The sequence below is a fragment of the Acidimicrobiales bacterium genome (assembly GCA_035316325.1).
In the GTDB taxonomy this organism is placed as follows: Bacteria; Actinomycetota; Acidimicrobiia; order Acidimicrobiales; family VFJN01; genus DASXTK01.
The window spans coordinates 29,118-47,035 of record DATHJB010000033.1; the positions used below are offsets into that span (position 1 = coordinate 29,118).

Here is a 17,918-nt window from a genome sequence, read left to right on the forward strand (position 1 = left end):
CGCACCCGTGAGGTAGAACGGAGCGGATGGCGCGATCGGGTTGGGTTGCGGTGGCGATCACGGCGTTGCTGGTGGCAGCGCTGGGGAGCCAGCCGGCGATCGATCAGGCCGTGGACGCCGACGCCCAGATCCGGCCGTTCCTCTCGTCGCTCACCACCTTCCCCGCCTGGTCGACCAACACGTTCGGTGGCGGGGGCGACATGGTCGGGCCGATCGTGTCGAAGGTCGTGCTGCTGCTCGTGGTGGTGTTCATCGGCGCGGGCATCTCCGGACAGGTCGGGTCGGCGCCCGCGTCGTTCCTGGCCGGCTGGGGCACGGTGATGGTCGGGGCGGCGCTGGCCGGCGGCGTGTTCCTGGCGGCGGCCGACGCATTCGCCCTCGACGGCACCCTCGCCGACTCGGTCGGCGGTGCCCTGCCCCTGGTGGTGCGCGGCTTCAACGACGGCGTGCAGTTCGGGCTGTACACCGGCTGGCTGGTGGGCCTCGGCATGGTGGTGACGGCGCGCCGCCTCCGGCCCGATCCCGACTGGATCGCCCCCACCGCCGGCCCCCCGGGCGTCCCCGCGGTCACCGGCGTCCCCGGTGGTCACACTCCTCCCGGCTCCGCTCCCGGGTACCCGACGGTCTACCCGCCGTTGCCGTCGGGCGCCGACTGGTCGGGCCCGCTCACGCAGCCCGTGGCACGGCCGCAGTCGACGAAGGACCTGGTCGACAGCGGTTTCCCGTCCGACGGCGACTCACCCGGTCCGCCGACCCGGCCCGTGTGGCCCAGCCAGTTCCCCGGTGCGACGCCCGGCGGCGCCTACACGCGCGGCGACGAGGAGGAGGCCCCGCGCCCCAACTGGACCCGCTGGTCCGACCGCAGCGACTGAGGGGAACACCCCCCCCGAAACCTCGACAGAACTGGTCGCCAGAGGACCATCGGTGTCGAAGTTTCGGGTCGGGTCGGGTCGGGGCGCTACCGGGCGACGAAGTACTTCGCCTGGGGGTGGTGGCAGATCAGGGCCGAGGTCGACTGCTCCGGCTGGTACTGGAAGCCCGTGTCCTCGTTGCACTCCAGGCCGATGCGCTCGCCGCCCAGCAGGGCCAGCACCTTCTCGTTGTCCTCGAGGTCCGGGCAGGCCGGGTAGCCCCACGAGTACCGGCCGCCGCGGTACTGCTGCTTGAACAGCCCCGCCAGCGACGGCCCGTCCTCGTCGGCGAAGCCCCACTCCTCCCGGATGCGCCGGTGCCAGTACTCGGCCAGCGCCTCGGCCATCTCGACGCCGAGCCCGTGGAGCAGCAGGTACTCCTGGTAGCGGTCGCCGGCGAACAGCTTGGCGGTGCGCTCCGAGATGGCCGGTCCCATCGTGACGATGTGGAAGGCGGCGTAGTCGACGTCGGGGCTCTCGGCGGGCCGGAAGAAGTCGGCGATGCACAGGTACGGCGCCTTCGTCTGCCTCGGGTACGAGAAGCGCATGCGCTCCTCGCTGCGGAGCTCGTCGGTCCAGATGACCAGGTCGTTCCCGTCGCTGTTGGCCGGGAAGTAGCCGTAGACCAGCTGGGGCACCAGCAGGCCGTCGGCCTTGGCCTTGGCCATCTCGTCGCGCAGCGTCGACCGGAGGCGGGTCTTGAACTCGTCGTCGGACTCGGGCTTGCCGGCGGCGTCCTTCTCGGGACGGAAGCCCCACTGGTTGCGGAAGATCGCGGTCTCGTTGATGTAGCCGGCGATGTCGTCGAGGGGCAGGCCCTTGACCACGCGGGCGCCCACGAACGGCGGGGCGAACACCTCGTTGTCGGTGAGCACGTCGGGCGATCGGGGCGGCAGGTCCTCGGTCGACGGCTCGGGTTTGTCCCCGAGGCCCAGGGACGACCGTGACGGCACCCGTGACTCCGACGGCACCCGGCCCCAGTCGGGATCGTCGGACTCGGCGCCGCGCTTGATGGCGCCCAGCTTGTCCATCACGTGGAGGCCCTCGAAGGCGTCCTTGCCGTAGAAGAGCCGGCCCTCGTACACGTCGCGGAGGTCGCGCTCGACGTACGACCGGGTGAGCGCGGCGCCGCCCAGCAGCACCGGGATGCCGGCCAGGTCGCGGCTGTTGAGCTCCTCGAGGTTGTCGCGCATGATCAGCGTCGACTTCACCAGCAGGCCCGACATGCCGATCGCGTCGGCCTTCACCTCGCGGACCTTGTCGATCATGTCGGCGATCGACACCTTGATGCCGAGGTTGTGCACCTCGTAGCCGTTGTTGGTGAGGATGATGTCGACCAGGTTCTTGCCGATGTCGTGGACGTCGCCCTTGACGGTGGCCAGCACGATGCGCCCCTTGCCGCCGCCCGCTTCGTCCTTCTCCATCATGGGTTCCAGGTAGGCGACGGAGGCCTTCATGGTCTCGGCCGACTGCAGCACGAACGGCAGCTGCATCTGCCCGGACCCGAACAGCTCGCCCACCACCTTCATGCCCGACAGCAGCACCTCGTTGATGATGGCCAGCGGGGTGGTGCCCTCGGCCAGCGCGGCGTCGAGGTCGACGACGAGGCCCTCGCGGTCGCCGTCGATGATGCGGTGCTTGAGGCGCTCGTTGACCGGCCACCCGGTCCGGTCCTCCTTCACCTGGTCGGCGACCTTCACGTCGGCGAACACGTCGAGCAGTTCGGTGAGGGGGTCGTACCCCGTCGACGGGTCGCGCCGGTCGTAGACCAGGTCCCGGCAGACGTTGACCTGCTCCTCGGGGATCTTGTTGAGCGGCATGATCCGGGCCGCGTGGACGATCGCCGAGTCGAGCCCCGCCTGCACGCACTCGTGGAGGAACACCGAGTTGAGCGCGTGGCGGGCCGCGGGCGAGAGGCCGAAGCTCACGTTGGAGACGCCGAGCGTGGTGTAGACGCCGGGCAGCTCGGTCTTGATGCGCCGGATGGCCTCGATGGTGTTCATGGCGTCGCGGCGCAGGTCGTCGTCGCCGGTGGACAGCGGGAACGTGAGGGCGTCGAAGATCAGGTCGCCCGCCTCCAGGCCGTAGCGCTGGGTGGCCAGGTCGTGGATGCGGTGGGCGATGCGCAGCTTCCACTCGACGTCGCGGGCCTGGCCCTCCTCGTCGATCAGCATGCACACGATCGCGGCGCCGTACTCCTTGGCCAGCGAGCAGATCCGGTCGAAGCGGCTGCCGGGCGCCTCGCCGTCCTCCAGGTTGGCGGAGTTGAGGATGGCGCGGCCGCCGCAGTGCTGCAGCCCGGCCTCGATGACCTGCGGCTCGGTGCTGTCGAACACCAGCGGCACCGTGACCTGGGTGGAGAAGCGGCTGGCCAGGGCATCCATGTCGGCGGTGCCGTCGCGGCCGACGTAGTCGACGCACACGTCGAGCACGTGGGCGCCTTCCTTCTCCTGGTCGCGGGCGATCTTCACGCACGCGTCCCAGTCGCCGTCGAGCATCAGGTCCCGGAACTTCTTGGAGCCGTTGGCGTTGGTGCGCTCGCCGATGATCAGGAAGCTGGCGTCCTGGTGGAAGGGCACGAAGCTGAAGATCGACGTGGCGCCGTCCTCGTGCCGGGCGGGGCGGGGCGCGGGCGTCAGGTCCTTGGCGACATCCGCCAGCTGGCGGATGTGGTCGGCGGTGGAGCCGCAGCAGCCGCCGACGACCTGCACGCCCAGCTCGGTGACGAACCGGGTCTGGTGCTCGACGAACTCCTCGGGCGTGAGGTCGTAGTGCATCTTGCCGTCGACCACCGACGGCAGGCCCATGTTGGGCAGCACGGCGATGGGGAGGCGGCTGCTCTGCGAGAGGTGGCGCACGTGCTCGTGCATCTCGGTGGGACCGGTGGCGCAGTTGAGGCCGACGACGTCGGGACGCAGCGCGTCGATGGCGCCGAGCGCCGCCCCGATCTCGGTGCCCAGCAGCATGGTGCCGGTCTGCTCCATGGTGACCTGCACCTGGATGGGGACCTCACGGCCGACGGCAGCCATGGCGCGGCGGGCGCCGATGACCGATGCCTTGAGGGCCAGCAGGTCGAAGTGGGTCTCGGTGACGAGGACGTCGACGCCGCCCTCGAGCAGGCCCCGGACCATCTCCTCGTAGGCGTCGCGCAGCTCGACGAAGCCGATCTGGCCCAGCGACGGCGACTTCGTGCCCGGGCCCATCGACCCGGCGACCAGGCCGCCGTAGCCGTCGGCCACCTCACGGGCGATGCGGGCCGAGGCGAGGCTCAGCTCGTGGGCGCGCTCCGGGATGTCGTACTCGCCCAGCGGTACGGAGAACGACCCGAAGCTGGCGGTCTCGACCACGTCGGCGCCGGCCTGGAACATGCTGTCGTGCATCGCCGCGATCACGTCGGGGCGGGTGATGCACAGCAACTCGTTGCAGCCCTCAAACTGGGGGCCACCGAAGTCGTCAGCGGTGAGGCCGAGGGTCTGCACGAAAGTTCCGAAGGCACCGTCGTAGACGACGACCCGCTCGCGCACGAGGTCCATGAAGCGACTCATAAGTACGGGCCAGGCTACTGGTCAGTCACTACCGGCTCCCTTCCGAATCGCTGTCACCTGCCGGGGCGGCCGGTTCGGGGCTGGTCGAAGGGGGAGTGTCGTCTGCGTAGATTCGGGTCGGTGAGGTCTTCTCGTGTAGCGGTGGCGCCGGCGGGGGTGCGGTCTTTCCTGGAGGATGCCGTGGTGGCGGGTGGCGGCGTCGTCGTGCCGCCGGAGGAAGCCGAGGGGGTGGTGTGGGCGGATGCCGGCGACGCGGGCGGTCTGTCGAAGCTGCTCGACGACCAGCCGGGGATCCGGTGGGTGCAGCTGCCGTGGGCGGGGATCGAGCCGTACGTCGAGGTGGTGCGGGCGCACGACGACCTGGTGTGGGCCTGCGCCAAGGGCGTGTACGCCGAGCCGGTGGGTGAGCACGCCCTGGCCCTGGCGCTGGCGTGCCGGCGCTCGCTGGGTGCGTTCGTCCGGGCCGGCCGGTGGACGAAGGGGCGGGGGGAGTACCTGCTGGGCTCCCGGGTGACGATCGTGGGCGGCGGCGGGATCACCGAGACACTGCTGCGCCTCCTCGGTCCGTTCGGCTGCGAGGTGACCGTGGTGCGCTCGACGCCCCGGCCGCTGGCGGGGGCCGATCGGGTGGTGGCGTCGTCGGAGCTGGACGAGGCGCTGACCGGGGCCGACGTGGTGGTGCTGGCCCTGGCGTTGACCGCCGAGACGACGGGGCTGATCGACCGGCGGCGCCTCGACCTGGTGGCGCCGGGTGGCGTGCTGGTCAACGTCGCCCGGGGGCAGCACGTGGTGACCGACGACGTCATCCCGGCGCTCGACGACGGGCCCCTGGCGGGTGCCGGGCTCGACGTCACCGACCCCGAGCCGCTGCCCGACGGCCATCCCCTGTGGTCCCGGCCCGACGTCATCATCACCCCGCACACGGCCAACACGCCCGAGATGGCGGTGCCGCTGCTGTCGGCCCGGGTGACCGACAACGTCCGCCGCCACATCGCCGGCGAGCCCCTCCTCGGCCTCGTCGACCCCGCCGCCGGCTACTGACTGACCGAAATCTCGACAGAAGTGGTCGCCAGAGCGCCACGAGTGTCGAGGTTTCGGGGTTGGCCGCCCGGCTAGTCGACGTCGCGGCTGAGGAGGTGGTCGCCCTCGACCCAGCGGGCCTGGGCCCACAGGAGCGACGACAGGCGGTTGAGGTACGGCAGGACGTGGGAGCCCTCGGCCGTGGCGGCCACCGACTCGCGCTCGGCCCGGCGGACCACCGTGCGGGCCACGTCGAGCTGGGCGGCCAGGGCCGTCTGCCCCGGCACCACGAACTCCTTGGGCACCTCGAAGCGGGTGCCCACCTCGTCGGTGAGCTGCTCCAGGTGGTGGACCATGTCGAGGCTGACACGGCTCTGGCCGTCGGTCAGCTTGTGCTGGTTCTCCGGCAGCGTCGCCAGCTCGGCCATCAGCACCCACAGGTCACGGCACACGTGGACGAGCTGGTCGTCGAGGTCGTCGCCGGGCTCGCACAGGGGACGAGCCGCCCCGATGGTGGCCTGGGCCTCGTCGACCGCGCCGCAGGCCCGGGGCTGGGCGGCGTCCTTGGCGACCCGCCCGCCGAACAGGAGTCCGGTGGTCCCGTCGTCGCCCTTGCCGGTGTAGAGCCGCGTCATGCTCGGAACGCTAGTGGGGGGCGGACCCCCGTCTACCCTGCTCACGTGCCGCTGCGTTTCCAGACCTCCCGTGCCGTTCCCGACAACGTCGACGCTCTCGCCGTGGGCGTCTTCTCCGACCGGGAGGCGCCGGCGCCGCTCGACCCGACGTTCCTGGCGGCACAGGGCTTCTCGGGCGCGGTGGGCGAGACGACCGTGGTCCGGACGGTCGGGGATGGCGAGGCCGGCCCGCCGGTGATCGTGGCCGTGGGCCTCGGCGAGCACGGCAAGGCCACGTCGGCCACCTACCGCCGGGCGGGCGCCGCGCTCGTCGGCGCCTCGACGCACCGCAAGCGGGTGGCGACCACGCTGCTGGCCGACCTGCCCGAGGGCATCGAGGTGGCGGACGCGGCCCGGGCGCTGGCCGAGGGCGTGGTGCTGGCCGGCTACCGCTTCACCACCTACAAGTCCGACCCCAAGCCGGTGGAGCTCGAGCGGGTCGTGGTGGTCGACGACGGCGGGCGGGCCACCACCACGGCGCTCACCACCGGGCAGGCCGTCGCCGACGCGGTGTGCGTCGCCCGGGACCTGTACAACGAGCCGGGCGGCACGCTGACGCCGTCGGTGTTCGCCGAGCGGGCCGTGAACCTGGGCCGCGACCACGGGTTCGCGGTGCGGGTGCGTGACGAGCGGGCGATCAAGCGGGCCCGGCTGGGTGGGCTGCTGGGCGTCAACCGGGGGTCGGTGGAGCCGGCGCGGTTCGTCGAGCTGTCGTGGGCGCCGGCCCGGCCCAAGGCGACGGTGGCCCTGGTGGGCAAGGGCATCACGTTCGACTCGGGCGGCCTGTCGCTCAAGAGCACCGAGGGCATGAAGACCATGAAGGGTGACATGGGCGGGGCCGCCGCCGTGCTCGGCACCTTCTGCGCCCTGGCCGCGGTGAAGCCCCCGGTGAAGGTGCTCGGCTACATCCCGCTGACCGACAACATGCCCGGCGGCGACGCCACCCGCATCGGCGACGTGCTGCACATCCGCAACGGCACCACCGTCGAGGTGCTGAACACCGACGCCGAGGGGCGCCTGGTGCTCGCTGACGCCCTGGTGATGGCCAGCGACGCCCGGCCGGCGGCGATCGTCGACCTGGCCACGCTCACCGGTGCCTGCAAGGTGGCGTTGGGCGACCGGATCGCCGGGCTCATGGGCAACGACGACGAGCTGATCGGCAAGGTGCGGGCGGCTGCCGACTCGGCGGGCGAGATGGTGTGGCACCTGCCGCTGCCGGAGCACATGCGGTCGAAGCTCGACTCCGAGGTGGCCGACCTGAAGAACGTCGCCGGCGGGCGCGACGGCGGTGCCCTGGTGGCGGGCCTGTTCCTGCAGGAGTTCGTGGCCGAGGGCATCCCCTGGGCGCACCTCGACATCGCCGGCCCGGCCGAGTCGTCCGAGAACGACGGCGAGCTGCGCAAGGGCGGCACCGGCTTCGGCGTCCGCACGCTGCTGCGCCTCCTGGAGTCGCTCCCGGGCTGACGGCAACCCGAAACCTCGACACAGGTGGCGCTATAGGCACCAGTTCTGTCGAGGTTTCTGCTCAGGAGCGGGTGATGAAGGCGTCGAGGACCCCGTCGCCGACCAGGACCGGGCCCTCGGGGAGCGTCTCGCCGGCGATGGTGTGGACCGCCTGGGCCTGGGCGACGAGGTCGTCCGCCGCGGCGAAGCGGCTCTGGGCCGTCGCCTCGTCGCCGTCGACCTGCGACTGGAGCCCGTCGAGCCGGGTGACGAAGGCTTCGCCCCAACGGGACAGGGCGTCGAGCCATGGTCGGCAGTCGGCCAGGAACCCCTGGTCGGCGACGCCGGCGCGGATGCGCTCGGGTGCGGCGGCGAGCAGCTCGGCGTAGGGGCGCAGGCCGGTGATGGCACCGGCCCGGTCGCCGGACGCCCAGGTGCTGTCGAACGTGGCGATCCGCTCGGCCAGCACCGGTGCCTGCGGCTGCGACACGGTCGCTTCCGATCGGGCCGACGTGGGGGAGAGGGTCTCCAGGTCGAAGAACGCCAGCAGCGCCTCGACGGTCTGGCCGTGGTCGCCCCCGCCCCCGGCGGCCACCAGCTCGGCGGCGGCCCGGTGGGCGCGGGCCGGGTCGTACGCCGGGCTGTTCCAGGCGAAGTCGGCGACGCCCACCAGTGCCACCTTCGACGCCGCCGCCTGGTTCATCGGGTTGGAGATCAAGCCCGAGATCTCGCTCCCGAGCGCCGGTTCCCGGCGGGTGTAGGGCCCGAGCATCAGCCGGCCGGCGGTGCGGGGGAAGTCGTTGACCGGGTAGTTGTCCCACACGTAGACGGGACGGCCGAAGACCTCCCGGGCCGCCGCGGCCTGTGCGGCCGTGATCTCGGCGGGCACGACGATGTCGCCCGTCCACATCACCTGGACCGCCGGGTCGAGCTGGGCGCGGATCACCTGCCGGTACGGGCTGTCGTCGGTGTTGCGGTACTCGGTGGGCACGAGCGTGAGCGGCCGGGTGCCCTCGTGTGCCGCCACGAAGCCCTGCTGCAGCCCGTTGAGCAGCTCGACCTGGGCCCGGGCCGCGGTCTCGCCGGTGTTGGGGCCGTACCGGGCACGGTCGGTGTCGCAGTTCCAGCGGTCGTAGGCGATGTCGTCGAGAGCGACGGCGAAGTCACGGACGCCCAGGTCGTACAGGGCGCCGAGCTTGGTCTCCAGCGCATCGACGTCGGCCGCGTCGGAGTAGCAGATCGACACGCCCGGCGAGACGGCGAACGTGAAGTGCACGTGGTGCTCGGCCGCGGCGGCGACCAGCGTGCCGAGGGCGTCGAGCTCGGCCGCCGGGTAGGGATCGCGCCAGCGGTCGCGGTGGAAGGGGTCGGCCTTGGGGGCGTACATGTAGGTGTTGAGCTTCATGCGGCCGTAGAAGTCGAGCTGGTCGAGCCGCTCGTCCTGGGTCCACGGGCTGCCGTAGAAGCCCTCGACCACGCCGCGCCGCGGCAGCGTCGGGCTGTCGACCACCCCCACGCCCGCGACCCGGCCGTCGCCGACGAGCTGCCGCAGCGTCTGGGCGCCGTAGTAGATGCCCGCCGCGTCCTGGCCCCCGAGGACGATCGCGTCGTCGGCCGCATCGACGGCGAGCACGTAGCCCTCGGCGGGGAGGTCCGGTGGCACCGCGATCTCGGCGCGGGCCAAGGCGTCGGCGATCAGCTCGTCGCCGACGAGGCCGGCCCGCACCACCAGGTCGGCGTCGTCGCCTTCGCCCTCGCGCTCGACGGTGCCGGCACCCGCCGAGCGGAGCGCCTCGACGACGAGGTCGCCGGTCGGGCCGTCGACCCCGTCGCCGGCGACGAACGCCGCCGTGTCGGGTACCGCCACGTCGCTGTCGCCGAGCCAGCGGATCTCCCGGGGCGTGGGCACGACCTGGGGCAGGGGAGCGTCGGCCGGGCGCGGGCTGCTGGTGGTCGACTCGCCCGGGTTCTCGGAGCCGGGCGACGTGGCGGAGCTGCCCGAGCTGTCGTCGTCACCCGAGCAGCCCAGGGCGGCCACGAGCACCAGCAGCGGGACGACGACGTGGGAGCGCACAGGAACCTCCGAAGCTACATCGCGGTGGCGACGGTGGGCCCGCGCCAGCGGTCGAGCGCCCAGTCGATGGCATCGCGGGCCATCTGAGCAGGGAACCGCCAACGTTCGAGCTGCCGCTCGGCGCCCTCGGCGTCTTCGCCGAGCTCCAGCAGCGACAGCGCCAGGCGCCGGGCGCGGTCGGTGAGCACGGCGTTGCGGGCGGCGTCGGGCGCGTCGGCCATCCAGCGCTCGTGCTCGGCCCGCAGGGCATCGCTGAGCCGGCTGAGCTGCCGTTGGCTCAGCGGGGCGAGCCTGCGCCGCACCTCCATGAGGTTGCGGTTGACCATGCGGGCCACCCGGAACTCGCAGCACCGGGCCAGCGTCTTCGGGAGCGTGCCCGCCCGGCTCCCGCTGCGGCCGAGCCCGATCGAGGCGGCGCACGACTCGAAGTCGAGCACGAACTCGTCGGGCGTGCGGTCGAAGCGGTCGGCCACGTAGCGGGCGAACCAGGTGGCGCTGGGGCCGAGCGTGCCCAGCCAGAACCGTTCGACGTAGGGGGAGCGCGGGTCGTACCCGACCTGCTCGAGGACCGGGTCGACCCAGGGGCGGACGAGCAGGCGGTCGCAGTCGGGGGGAAGGACGAGGGCACGCATCGACGAGACTCCATATCGAGATAGATGAGCTGTTTTCCCGCTCTTTCAGTGTTTCACGTGCATGTAGTAGCCTGTCAAGCGTGGACGGGGAACCGGTCGCCGACGAGGCGGCAGAGGCAACCGACGAGGAGATCGCCCAGGTCAGGGCCTGGATCGGCGAGGCGAACCGCATCGTCGTGCTCACGGGCGCGGGCATCAGCACCGAGAGCGGCATCCCCGACTACCGCGGTCCCCAGGGCGTGTGGACCCGCAACCCGGGGGCCGAGCGCATGGCCACCCTGGAGCACTACATGTCCGACCCCGAGACGCGGCGCCAGTCGTGGCGCAGCCGGTTGGGGCACCCCGCCTGGAGCGCCGAGCCCAACGCCGGCCATCTCGCCCTCGTCGCCCTCGAACGGCAGGGCAGGCTCGACACGCTCATCACCCAGAACGTCGACGGGCTGCACCACATCGCGGGGTCCGACCCGGCGCTCGTGGTCGAGGTGCACGGCAACATGCGCGAGGTGGTGTGCATGTCGTGCGACGAGCGGGCGCCGATGGAGCGGGCGCTCGACCGGGTGCGGGCGGGCGAGGACGACCCGTCGTGCCGATCGTGCGGCGGCATCCTCAAGTCGGCCACGATCAGCTTCGGGCAGAACCTCGTGGCCGACGACCTGCGCCGTGCCGCCGAGGCCGCCCGCCGCTGCGACCTCCTCCTGGCCGTCGGCTCCACCCTGGCCGTGTACCCCGTCGCCGAGGTGGTGCCGCTGGCCGGCGCGAACGGCGCCCGGGTCGTGATCGTCAACGGCTCGGCCACCGTGATGGACCCGGTCGCCGACATCGTGCTCCGGGGCCCGATCGGCGACATCCTCCCCCGTCTCGTCCCGTCGGAAGGGCTTGGATAGGGGAGGAATCCCAGGTGGTGGCCCAACGACGTGAACTGACCCTGTCGCGATCGGTAGCCTCTCGCCATCGCTACTTCGCTGCTCGAATCCGCGAAGCGCAGGAATCCATTACCCACAGGAACTCTCGTTGTTGGGGCGGGACTCCTAGTCGCTGGTCTGTCGGCTTATGGGTTCATCGCGCTCTCGGCCCGGGTCCTCGGTGACGCCGAGAAGGCGCCGCTCGGGGCCCAGTGGGGCCTCGTCTTCCTGCTCGGCCCCGGCCTGTTCCTGCCGCTCGAGCAGGAGGTCAGCCGGGCCCTCGCCGAGCGACGGACGCAGGGGCTCGGTGGCGCACCGCTGGTGCGTCGGGCGGCGACGATCGGCATCGGCCTCGCCCTCGGGGTGCTGGTCATCCTCATCGCCACGTCGCGCCTGCTGGTCGAGCACGTGTTCGACGAGCAGATCCTCCTGCTGGTGGGCCTGGCGATCGGCGTCGTCGCGGCGCTCGCGGGCCACCTCACCCGGGGCTGCCTCTCGGGCACGTCCCAGTTCAAGGCCTACGGCGTCTACCTGGGTGCCGACGGGCTGCTCCGCTTCCTGCTGTGCGTCGCCGTCGCCGTGATCGGCGTGAAGACGGCGGGCTGGTACGGCATCGCCGTCGGCCTCGCCGGCCTGCTGGCGGTGCCGGTGGCGCTGCGCGTCGAGCGCCCGAAGCTCGAGCCCGGGCCGGAGGCGGCCTGGCGTGAGATCTCCCGGGCACTCGGCTACCTGCTGGCGGCGTCGCTCTGCGCCTACACGCTGATGAACATCGGGCCGGTGCTGGTCAAGGTCCTGGCCACCGACGCCGAGACCAAGATCGCCGGTCGCTTCCTGTCGGCCGTCGTCGTGGCCCGCATCCCGCTGTTCCTGTTCCAGGCCATCCAGGCGGCGCTCCTGCCGAAGCTCACGGGTCTGGCCAGTGCCGGACGGTTGGGCGACTTCCGGGCGGGCCTGCGTCGGCTGCTGTCGGTGGTCGCGGTGCTGGCGCTGCTGGGCACGGTGGTCGGCTACGTGCTTGGGCCGATGGTCGTGAGGATGATGTCGGGCCCCGAGTTCGACATGACCCACCGCACGATGGGCCTGCTGGCGGCCGGCAGCGGCTTCTACATGATGGCGTTGGCGCTGGCGCAGGCGGTGATCGCCCTCGGCGGCCACCGGCGGCAGCTGGTGGGCTGGGCGTCCGGCGTGCTGGGCCTGCTGGTGACCACCTGGCTGATCAGCGACGACCTGTACCTGCGGGTCGAGCTGGGCCTGCTGGTGGGCAGCGTGGTCGCCTTCGTGGTGATGGGCTACCTGCTGATCCGGCGGCTCGTCCTGTCGGGCCGCGGTGCCATCGAGGTCGAGTCGGGCGACTTCATGGACGCCCTGCACGACGTCGCCATCGAGCCGTAGCCCCCGCCTCCCGGGCATGGCCTCGACGTCGCCGCAGCTCCGGACCTACCTGCACCTGTTGACGTTGGCGGCGCTGCCCGCCGACTCGACCGGGCCCCGGGCCGAGTCGGGCGACCCACGGGCGCTGCTGGAGACGCTGGCGGCCGCGGGGTACGAGGGCGTGCAGGGCTTCGAGATCGAGATCGCCGGCATCCCGGCCGCCGACCCGGCGCTGTGCCGGGAGCTGGGCCTCGGCTGTGCGACGGCGGGGCTGGTCCACCGGCCGGGCACGATCGACGGCGACGCGGCGCGCTGGGCCGACCGGGGCTACGAGGCGGCGACGCTGCACGTCGGCCGGGGCAACGAGGACGACGACCTGGCCCACCGGCTGCTCGACGAGATCGTCGTCGCGGCCGACCGCCACGGCCTGCCGCTCTACGTGGAGACCCACCGGGGCACGGTCACCCAGGACACGTGGCGCACGGTCCAGCTGGTGCAGGCGCATCCGGACATCCGCTTCAACGGCGACTTCTCCCACTGGTACACCGGGTTGGAGATGACCTACGGCGACTTCGGGGAGCGGCTGCGCTTCCTGGCGCCCGTGTTCGAGCGGACCCGCTTCCTCCACGGCCGCATCGGCGACCCGGGCTGCATCCAGATCGACGTCGGCGACGGTGCAGCCGGCGCCGACCACCCCAGCGTCGCCCACTTCGAGGCCTTCTGGACGGCGGCGTTCAGGGGCTTCCTCGCCACCGCGGCCCCCGACGAGCACATCGTCTTCGCCCCCGAGCTCCTCCCGCCCCAGGTCCACTACGCCCGCACCGTCCCCGGCCCCGCCGGCACCCGCGTCGAGGACAGCGACCGCTACCACCAGTCCCTGGTCCTGACCGAGATCGCCCGCCGCTGCTGGGACACCGCGACCGCGACGACCGCCGAGGAATAGTGGGCTCGGAGGATTGTTGAGCTGGTGGGTAGGATTTTGAACGATGCCGAGCTTCCGAGAACTGCTTTCCGCAACCAAGGCCGAGATCCGCGAGGTTGACACCGCGGAGGCCGACGAGATCCGGCGCCGGCCCGGGGCCGTGGTGCTCGACGTGCGCGAGCCCGACGAGTACGAGCAGGGCGCCATCCCCGGCGCCGTCCACATCGCCCGGGGCACGCTGGAGGGCAGCGTCGAGGGGCGCCTCACCGACAAGGCGGCGCCCATCGTCATCCACTGCGCCAGCGGGGTCCGCTCGGCCTTCGCCGCCAAGACCCTCACCGAGCTCGGCTACGAGGACGTCGTGTCCATGTCGGGCGGCTTCAACAAGTGGAAGGACGAGGGCCGCGACTGGAAGGCGCCGCAGGTCCTCAGCGCCGACCAGCGCAACCGCTACCAGCGGCACCTGCTGCTGCCCGAGGTCGGCATCGAGGGCCAGCAGAAGCTGCTGGGCGCCAAGGTGCTGCTGCTCGGAGCCGGCGGCCTGGGCTCACCGGCCGCCATGTACCTCACGGCCGCGGGCGTCGGGACGATCGGCATCGTCGACATGGACGTGGTCGACGAGTCGAACCTGCAGCGCCAGATCCTCCACAACATGGACCGGATCGGCGAGCGCAAGGTCGACTCGGCCAAGAAGACGCTGACGGCGCTGAACCCCGACGTCGACGTGGTCACCCACGACGTGCGGCTGGGCGCCGACAACGTGATGGAGATCCTGTCCGGCTACGACGTGGTGGTCGACGGCGCCGACAACTTCCCGGTGCGCTACCTGCTCAACGACGCCGCCCTGAAGTTGGGCGTGAAGGTGGTGCACGGGTCGATCTTCCGGTTCGAGGGCCAGATCACCGTGTTCAAGCCGCACGACGGCCCCTGCTACCGCTGCTTCCTCCCCGAGCCCCCGCCGCCGGAGCTGGCGCCGTCGTGCGCCGAGGCCGGCGTGCTGGGCGTGCTGCCGGGCATCGTCGGGTCGATCCAGGCGCTCGAGGCGATCAAGCTGATCCTCGACCTGGGCGACGACCTGTCGGGCCGCCTGCTCGCCTACGACTCCCTCGAGCAGTCGTTCCGCACCTACAAGATCCTCCGCGACCCGCAGTGCCCCACCTGCTCGATCGACCCGGCCGACATCGTCATCGCCGAGTACGACGAGCACTGCGCCCCCCACCGGGCCCACGCCCACTGACCCCACCCGGCGCACCGGCCCCCCGTTCGGGGGCGGGTTCACGAAGGGGCGTAAGGTGGACGGGTGATGCGGCGCCGTCTAGCTGGGGCATCGACAGCGGTGGGCGTGCTGCTGGCGGGCCTTGCCATCGTGTTCGTCGGCCAGCGGCTGACCAGCAGCTGGGACGAGGTCTCCGACAGCCTGGCCGACGCCCGCCTCGGGTGGATCGTCGTTGCCGTGGTGCTGGGCGCGCTGGGCATGTCGGCGATCGCCGTGCCCTGGCGGCGGGCGCTGAGGCTGCTCGGGGGCGACCTCTCGTTCTCGGACACGCTGGCCCGCTACTACCTCGGTGAGCTGGGCAAGTACCTGCCCGGTGGGTTGTGGCCGGTGGTGGGGCGCGGTGAGCTGGCCCGGCGCGCCGGTGTGTCCCGCGTCGCCGCCTACACCAGCGTGGCGCTGTCGCTGGCGGCCCTCTACCTGGCGGCGATGTTCCTGACGGTCGCCGCCGCGCCCGCCATCGTCAACAGCGACCGGGGCGAGAGCGGGGGAGCGGGCAAGTACCTGTGGGCGCTCGCGCTCCTGCCCGTCGGCCTCGCCTTCCTCCACCACGCCGTGCTCGAACGGGTGCGGGTCCTGGGCGAGAAGGTGCTGCGTCGGTCGATCAGCGCCGAGGTCCCCCGCTGGCGTGACAGCCTCACGCTGGTGGCCTGCTACGTGCCGGCCTGGCTGTTCGTCGGCACGGCCACGTGGGCGATCGCCCGGGGTCTCGGCCAGAGCGTGGGCTGGGCAGACGTGGCTCCCGCCGCGATCCTCTCGTGGATCATCGGCTTCGTGCTGGTGCCGGTGCCCGGGGGCGTGGGCGTCCGGGAGGCGGCCTTCATCGCCGCCGCCGGTTCCCTCGACGCCGGTGTCGCCGCCGCGGTCGCCATCGTCGCCCGCCTCGTCTTCGTCGCCGTCGACGCGACCGGCGCCCTGCTCGCCTCGGCCTGGCTGGCGCGCCGCACACCCGCCCCTGACGAACCGGCCGAGCTGGTCGGCACCGGCTAGCGCGCCTGCGTCCGAGCTGTGCGGCCGGGCGATCTAACCTGGCGAGTTCCGGCGTGGCTGCGTAGCCTCCCCGGGTTGCTCGCCGGGGCCGCTGGTGCTCTGGCAGCGCATCGAGAACCCCTTATGACCAAACTGCAAGAGATCACTTCGCGCCGCGAGCTGTTCGTCAACCTGACGCTGCGGGAGCTGCGGGGCAAGTACAAGCGCTCGGTCCTCGGGTGGGCCTGGTCGTTGCTGAACCCGTTGACGACGATGCTGGTGTACTCCATCGTCTTCACGCTGCTGGGCGCCGTCCCCGAGACCGGCGATCCGAGCGGGCTCAGGAGCTTCGCGTTCTTCCTGATGTGTGGCCTGATCCCGTACAACTTCATCTCGAACGGCCTCAACGGCGGGCTGATGTCGCTGCTGGGCAACGGCAACCTGGTGAAGAAGACGTACTTCCCGCGCGAGATCCTCGTGGCGGCGAGCACGTCGGCCGCCCTGGTCCAGTACCTGATCGAGCTGGGCCTGCTGGTGGTGGCGCTGCTCTTCGTCGGCAACGTCGTGCTTCCCTGGATCCCCGTCATCCTGCTGCTGGTGGTGTTCCAGACGTTGTTCGTGCTGGGCATCTCCCTGGTGCTGTCGGCCGCGGCGGTCTACTTCCGCGACCTGCAGCACCTCATGGGCCTGGTGCTCCAGGTGTGGTTCTTCAGCGCGCCGATCGTCTACTCGAGGGACCTCGTCGACCAGAACCTGCGGGATGGCTCGTTCAGCTCGAGGCTCTTCGACCTGAACTTCGCCATCAACCCGCTGGTGCGCTTCGTCTCCGCCTACCGGAGCCTGTTCTACGACCTGCGTTGGCCGGCCACGGCCGACCTGGTGTACATCGCCGTCGTGTCGCTGCTGACCCTTGCGGTGGGGTTCTGGGCGTTCGGTCGCCTGGAAGGCCGTCTGGCGGAGGAGCTGTAGTGGCTGAGCATCCGATCGTGGCACGGGACGTCGCCAAGCGGTTCCGGCTCTACCACGAGCGCAACCAGAGCCTGAAGGCCGCCGTCATGCGTGGCGGCCGGGCGAGCTACGAGGAGTTCTGGGCGCTCGACGACGTGAGCTTCGAGGTCGAGCAGGGCACGACCTTCGCCCTCGTGGGCGAGAACGGCTCGGGCAAGTCGACGATGCTCAAGTGCCTGGCCAAGATCCTGCGACCCGACCGGGGCACGATCGCGGTCGAGGGAAAGATGTCGGCGCTGCTCGAGCTGGGCGCCGGGTTCCACCCCGAGCTGTCGGGCCGCGAGAACGTCTTCCTCAACGGGTCGATCCTGGGGTTGTCGAAGAAGGAGCTGGAGGCCCGCTTCGACGACATCGTCGCCTTCGCCGGGCTGGAGCGCTTCATCGACATGCCGGTGAAGAACTACTCGTCGGGCATGTACGTGCGCCTCGGCTTCTCGGTGGCGATCAACGTCGACCCCGACGTGCTGCTGATCGACGAGGTGCTCGCGGTCGGCGACGAGCAGTTCCAGCGTCGCTGCCTCGAGCGTGTCGCCGAGCTGCGCGAGCAGGGCAAGACCATCGTCGTCGTGACCCACTCGCTCAACACGGTGCGCAACCTCTGCGACGCGGCGGTGTGGCTCGACCGGGGCAAGATCCGGGCGAACGGCCCGGCCGGCGAGGTGGCCGACGCCTACCTCGGTGAGGTCCATGTCGACAGGGAGGTGGCCGAGGGAGGCGGGGGGACCCGCTGGGGCAGCGGCGACGTCCGTTTCACCGCGGTCGAGCTGCTGGGCCCCAAGGGCGAGCCGACCGAGCAGGTGCGCACCGGCGACGAGGTGACGTTCCGCCTGCACTTCGACGCCACCAAGCCCGTGCCGCACCCCGTGTTCGGGCTCGGGGTCTACACGCTGGAGGGCATCCAGGTGACCGGGCCCAACACCCGCGAGGCCGGCGCCGTCGTCGACCACATCGAGGGCGAGGGCCATGTCGACCTGCGGGTCGACCGGTTGCTGCTGTTGCCGGGGAGCTACACGGTGTCGGCCGCCTGCACGGACGAGACGGTGAGCCACACGTTCGACCACCGCCACCGGGCGCTCCACTTCGACGTGAAGCCCGGCACGCCGCACGAGACCTTCGGCGGCGTCATGTCGTTCGACGGCCGCTGGCAGATCGTCAGCGGCACCGGCTGAGCGGC

14 protein-coding genes are annotated in these 17,918 nt (G+C 71.6%); 10 read left to right on the forward strand and 4 right to left on the reverse strand.

The features are described 5' to 3' along the window. The first annotated feature begins 26 nt into the window (after window positions 1-26). On the forward strand, window positions 27-872 hold the full coding sequence (locus VK611_04590) for a hypothetical protein (GenBank protein HMG40579.1): 846 nt from the start codon (window positions 27-29) through the stop codon (window positions 870-872). Between the two features lie 86 nt (window positions 873-958). Here the strand turns inward: VK611_04590 and metH are convergent, their stop codons facing one another. Beyond that, window positions 959-4,444, reverse strand: coding sequence for a methionine synthase (metH, locus tag VK611_04595; protein HMG40580.1), 3,486 nt, complete (start codon window positions 4,442-4,444; stop codon window positions 959-961). A 132-nt stretch (window positions 4,445-4,576) separates the two neighbouring features. Here metH and VK611_04600 point away from each other — a divergent pair, with 132 nt between their 5' ends. Continuing rightward, window positions 4,577-5,497 (forward strand): D-isomer specific 2-hydroxyacid dehydrogenase family protein, encoded by a 921-nt coding sequence (locus VK611_04600; GenBank protein HMG40581.1) that lies wholly within the window; start codon window positions 4,577-4,579, stop codon window positions 5,495-5,497. A gap of 71 nt (window positions 5,498-5,568) precedes the next feature. Here VK611_04600 and VK611_04605 read toward each other — a convergent pair whose 3' ends face one another. Next, window positions 5,569-6,111 (reverse strand): cob(I)yrinic acid a,c-diamide adenosyltransferase, encoded by a 543-nt coding sequence (locus tag VK611_04605; GenBank protein ID HMG40582.1) that lies wholly within the window; start codon window positions 6,109-6,111, stop codon window positions 5,569-5,571. A 45-nt stretch (window positions 6,112-6,156) separates the two neighbouring features. On the opposite strand from VK611_04605, the gene VK611_04610 reads away from it, so the two are divergent. Beyond that, window positions 6,157-7,614 carry a leucyl aminopeptidase gene (locus VK611_04610; protein ID HMG40583.1) on the forward strand — a complete coding sequence of 486 codons (1,458 nt, stop codon included), beginning with the start codon at window positions 6,157-6,159 and terminating at the stop codon, window positions 7,612-7,614. A 61-nt stretch (window positions 7,615-7,675) separates the two neighbouring features. On the opposite strand, the gene VK611_04615 is transcribed toward VK611_04610, so the two are convergent. After that, window positions 7,676-9,667: a beta-N-acetylglucosaminidase domain-containing protein gene (locus tag VK611_04615; protein ID HMG40584.1), complete on the reverse strand. Its 1,992-nt coding sequence runs from the start codon at window positions 9,665-9,667 to the stop codon at window positions 7,676-7,678. A gap of 14 nt (window positions 9,668-9,681) precedes the next feature. Continuing rightward, window positions 9,682-10,299: a hypothetical protein gene (locus tag VK611_04620; GenBank protein ID HMG40585.1), complete on the reverse strand. Its 618-nt coding sequence runs from the start codon at window positions 10,297-10,299 to the stop codon at window positions 9,682-9,684. Window positions 10,300-10,379: 80 nt separating this feature from the next. On the opposite strand from VK611_04620, the gene VK611_04625 reads away from it, so the two are divergent. The 7 genes from VK611_04625 to VK611_04655 all read left to right on the forward strand — a co-directional run bounded on the left by VK611_04625 (window position 10,380) and on the right by VK611_04655 (window position 17,913). Then, window positions 10,380-11,183, forward strand: coding sequence for a Sir2 family NAD-dependent protein deacetylase (locus VK611_04625; protein ID HMG40586.1), 804 nt, complete (start codon window positions 10,380-10,382; stop codon window positions 11,181-11,183). A 339-nt stretch (window positions 11,184-11,522) separates the two neighbouring features. Further along, window positions 11,523-12,593, forward strand: a complete 1,071-nt coding sequence (locus VK611_04630; GenBank protein HMG40587.1) for a hypothetical protein — start codon at window positions 11,523-11,525, stop codon at window positions 12,591-12,593. A gap of 16 nt (window positions 12,594-12,609) precedes the next feature. Beyond that, window positions 12,610-13,515: a hypothetical protein gene (locus VK611_04635; GenBank protein HMG40588.1), complete on the forward strand. Its 906-nt coding sequence runs from the start codon at window positions 12,610-12,612 to the stop codon at window positions 13,513-13,515. A 43-nt stretch (window positions 13,516-13,558) separates the two neighbouring features. Continuing rightward, complete coding sequence (gene moeB / locus VK611_04640; GenBank protein HMG40589.1) at window positions 13,559-14,731, forward strand: molybdopterin-synthase adenylyltransferase MoeB; 1,173 nt, start codon at window positions 13,559-13,561, stop codon at window positions 14,729-14,731. Between the two features lie 66 nt (window positions 14,732-14,797). Beyond that, window positions 14,798-15,757, forward strand: a complete 960-nt coding sequence (locus tag VK611_04645; protein HMG40590.1) for a lysylphosphatidylglycerol synthase transmembrane domain-containing protein — start codon at window positions 14,798-14,800, stop codon at window positions 15,755-15,757. A 123-nt stretch (window positions 15,758-15,880) separates the two neighbouring features. Further along, window positions 15,881-16,705, forward strand: a complete 825-nt coding sequence (locus VK611_04650; protein HMG40591.1) for an ABC transporter permease — start codon at window positions 15,881-15,883, stop codon at window positions 16,703-16,705. 17 nt (window positions 16,706-16,722) lie between these two features. Continuing rightward, window positions 16,723-17,913: an ABC transporter ATP-binding protein gene (locus tag VK611_04655; protein ID HMG40592.1), complete on the forward strand. Its 1,191-nt coding sequence runs from the start codon at window positions 16,723-16,725 to the stop codon at window positions 17,911-17,913. Window positions 17,914-17,918: the final 5 nt, after the last annotated feature.

What these genes read in the sequence shown, in the direction of transcription:
- VK611_04620 (HMG40585.1), bottom strand. Translation starts at nt 10,299, where the DNA reads ATGCGTGCCCTCGTCCTTCCCCCCGACTGCGACCGCCTGCTCGTCCGC.
- VK611_04645 (HMG40590.1), top strand. Translation starts at nt 14,798, where the DNA reads ATGCGGCGCCGTCTAGCTGGGGCATCGACAGCGGTGGGCGTGCTGCTG.
- VK611_04605 (HMG40582.1), bottom strand. Translation starts at nt 6,111, where the DNA reads ATGACGCGGCTCTACACCGGCAAGGGCGACGACGGGACCACCGGACTC.
- VK611_04650 (HMG40591.1), top strand. Translation starts at nt 15,881, where the DNA reads ATGACCAAACTGCAAGAGATCACTTCGCGCCGCGAGCTGTTCGTCAAC.
- VK611_04590 (HMG40579.1), top strand. Translation starts at nt 27, where the DNA reads ATGGCGCGATCGGGTTGGGTTGCGGTGGCGATCACGGCGTTGCTGGTG.
- VK611_04635 (HMG40588.1), top strand. Translation starts at nt 12,610, where the DNA reads ATGGCCTCGACGTCGCCGCAGCTCCGGACCTACCTGCACCTGTTGACG.
- moeB (HMG40589.1), top strand. Translation starts at nt 13,559, where the DNA reads ATGCCGAGCTTCCGAGAACTGCTTTCCGCAACCAAGGCCGAGATCCGC.
- metH (HMG40580.1), bottom strand. Translation starts at nt 4,444, where the DNA reads ATGGACCTCGTGCGCGAGCGGGTCGTCGTCTACGACGGTGCCTTCGGA.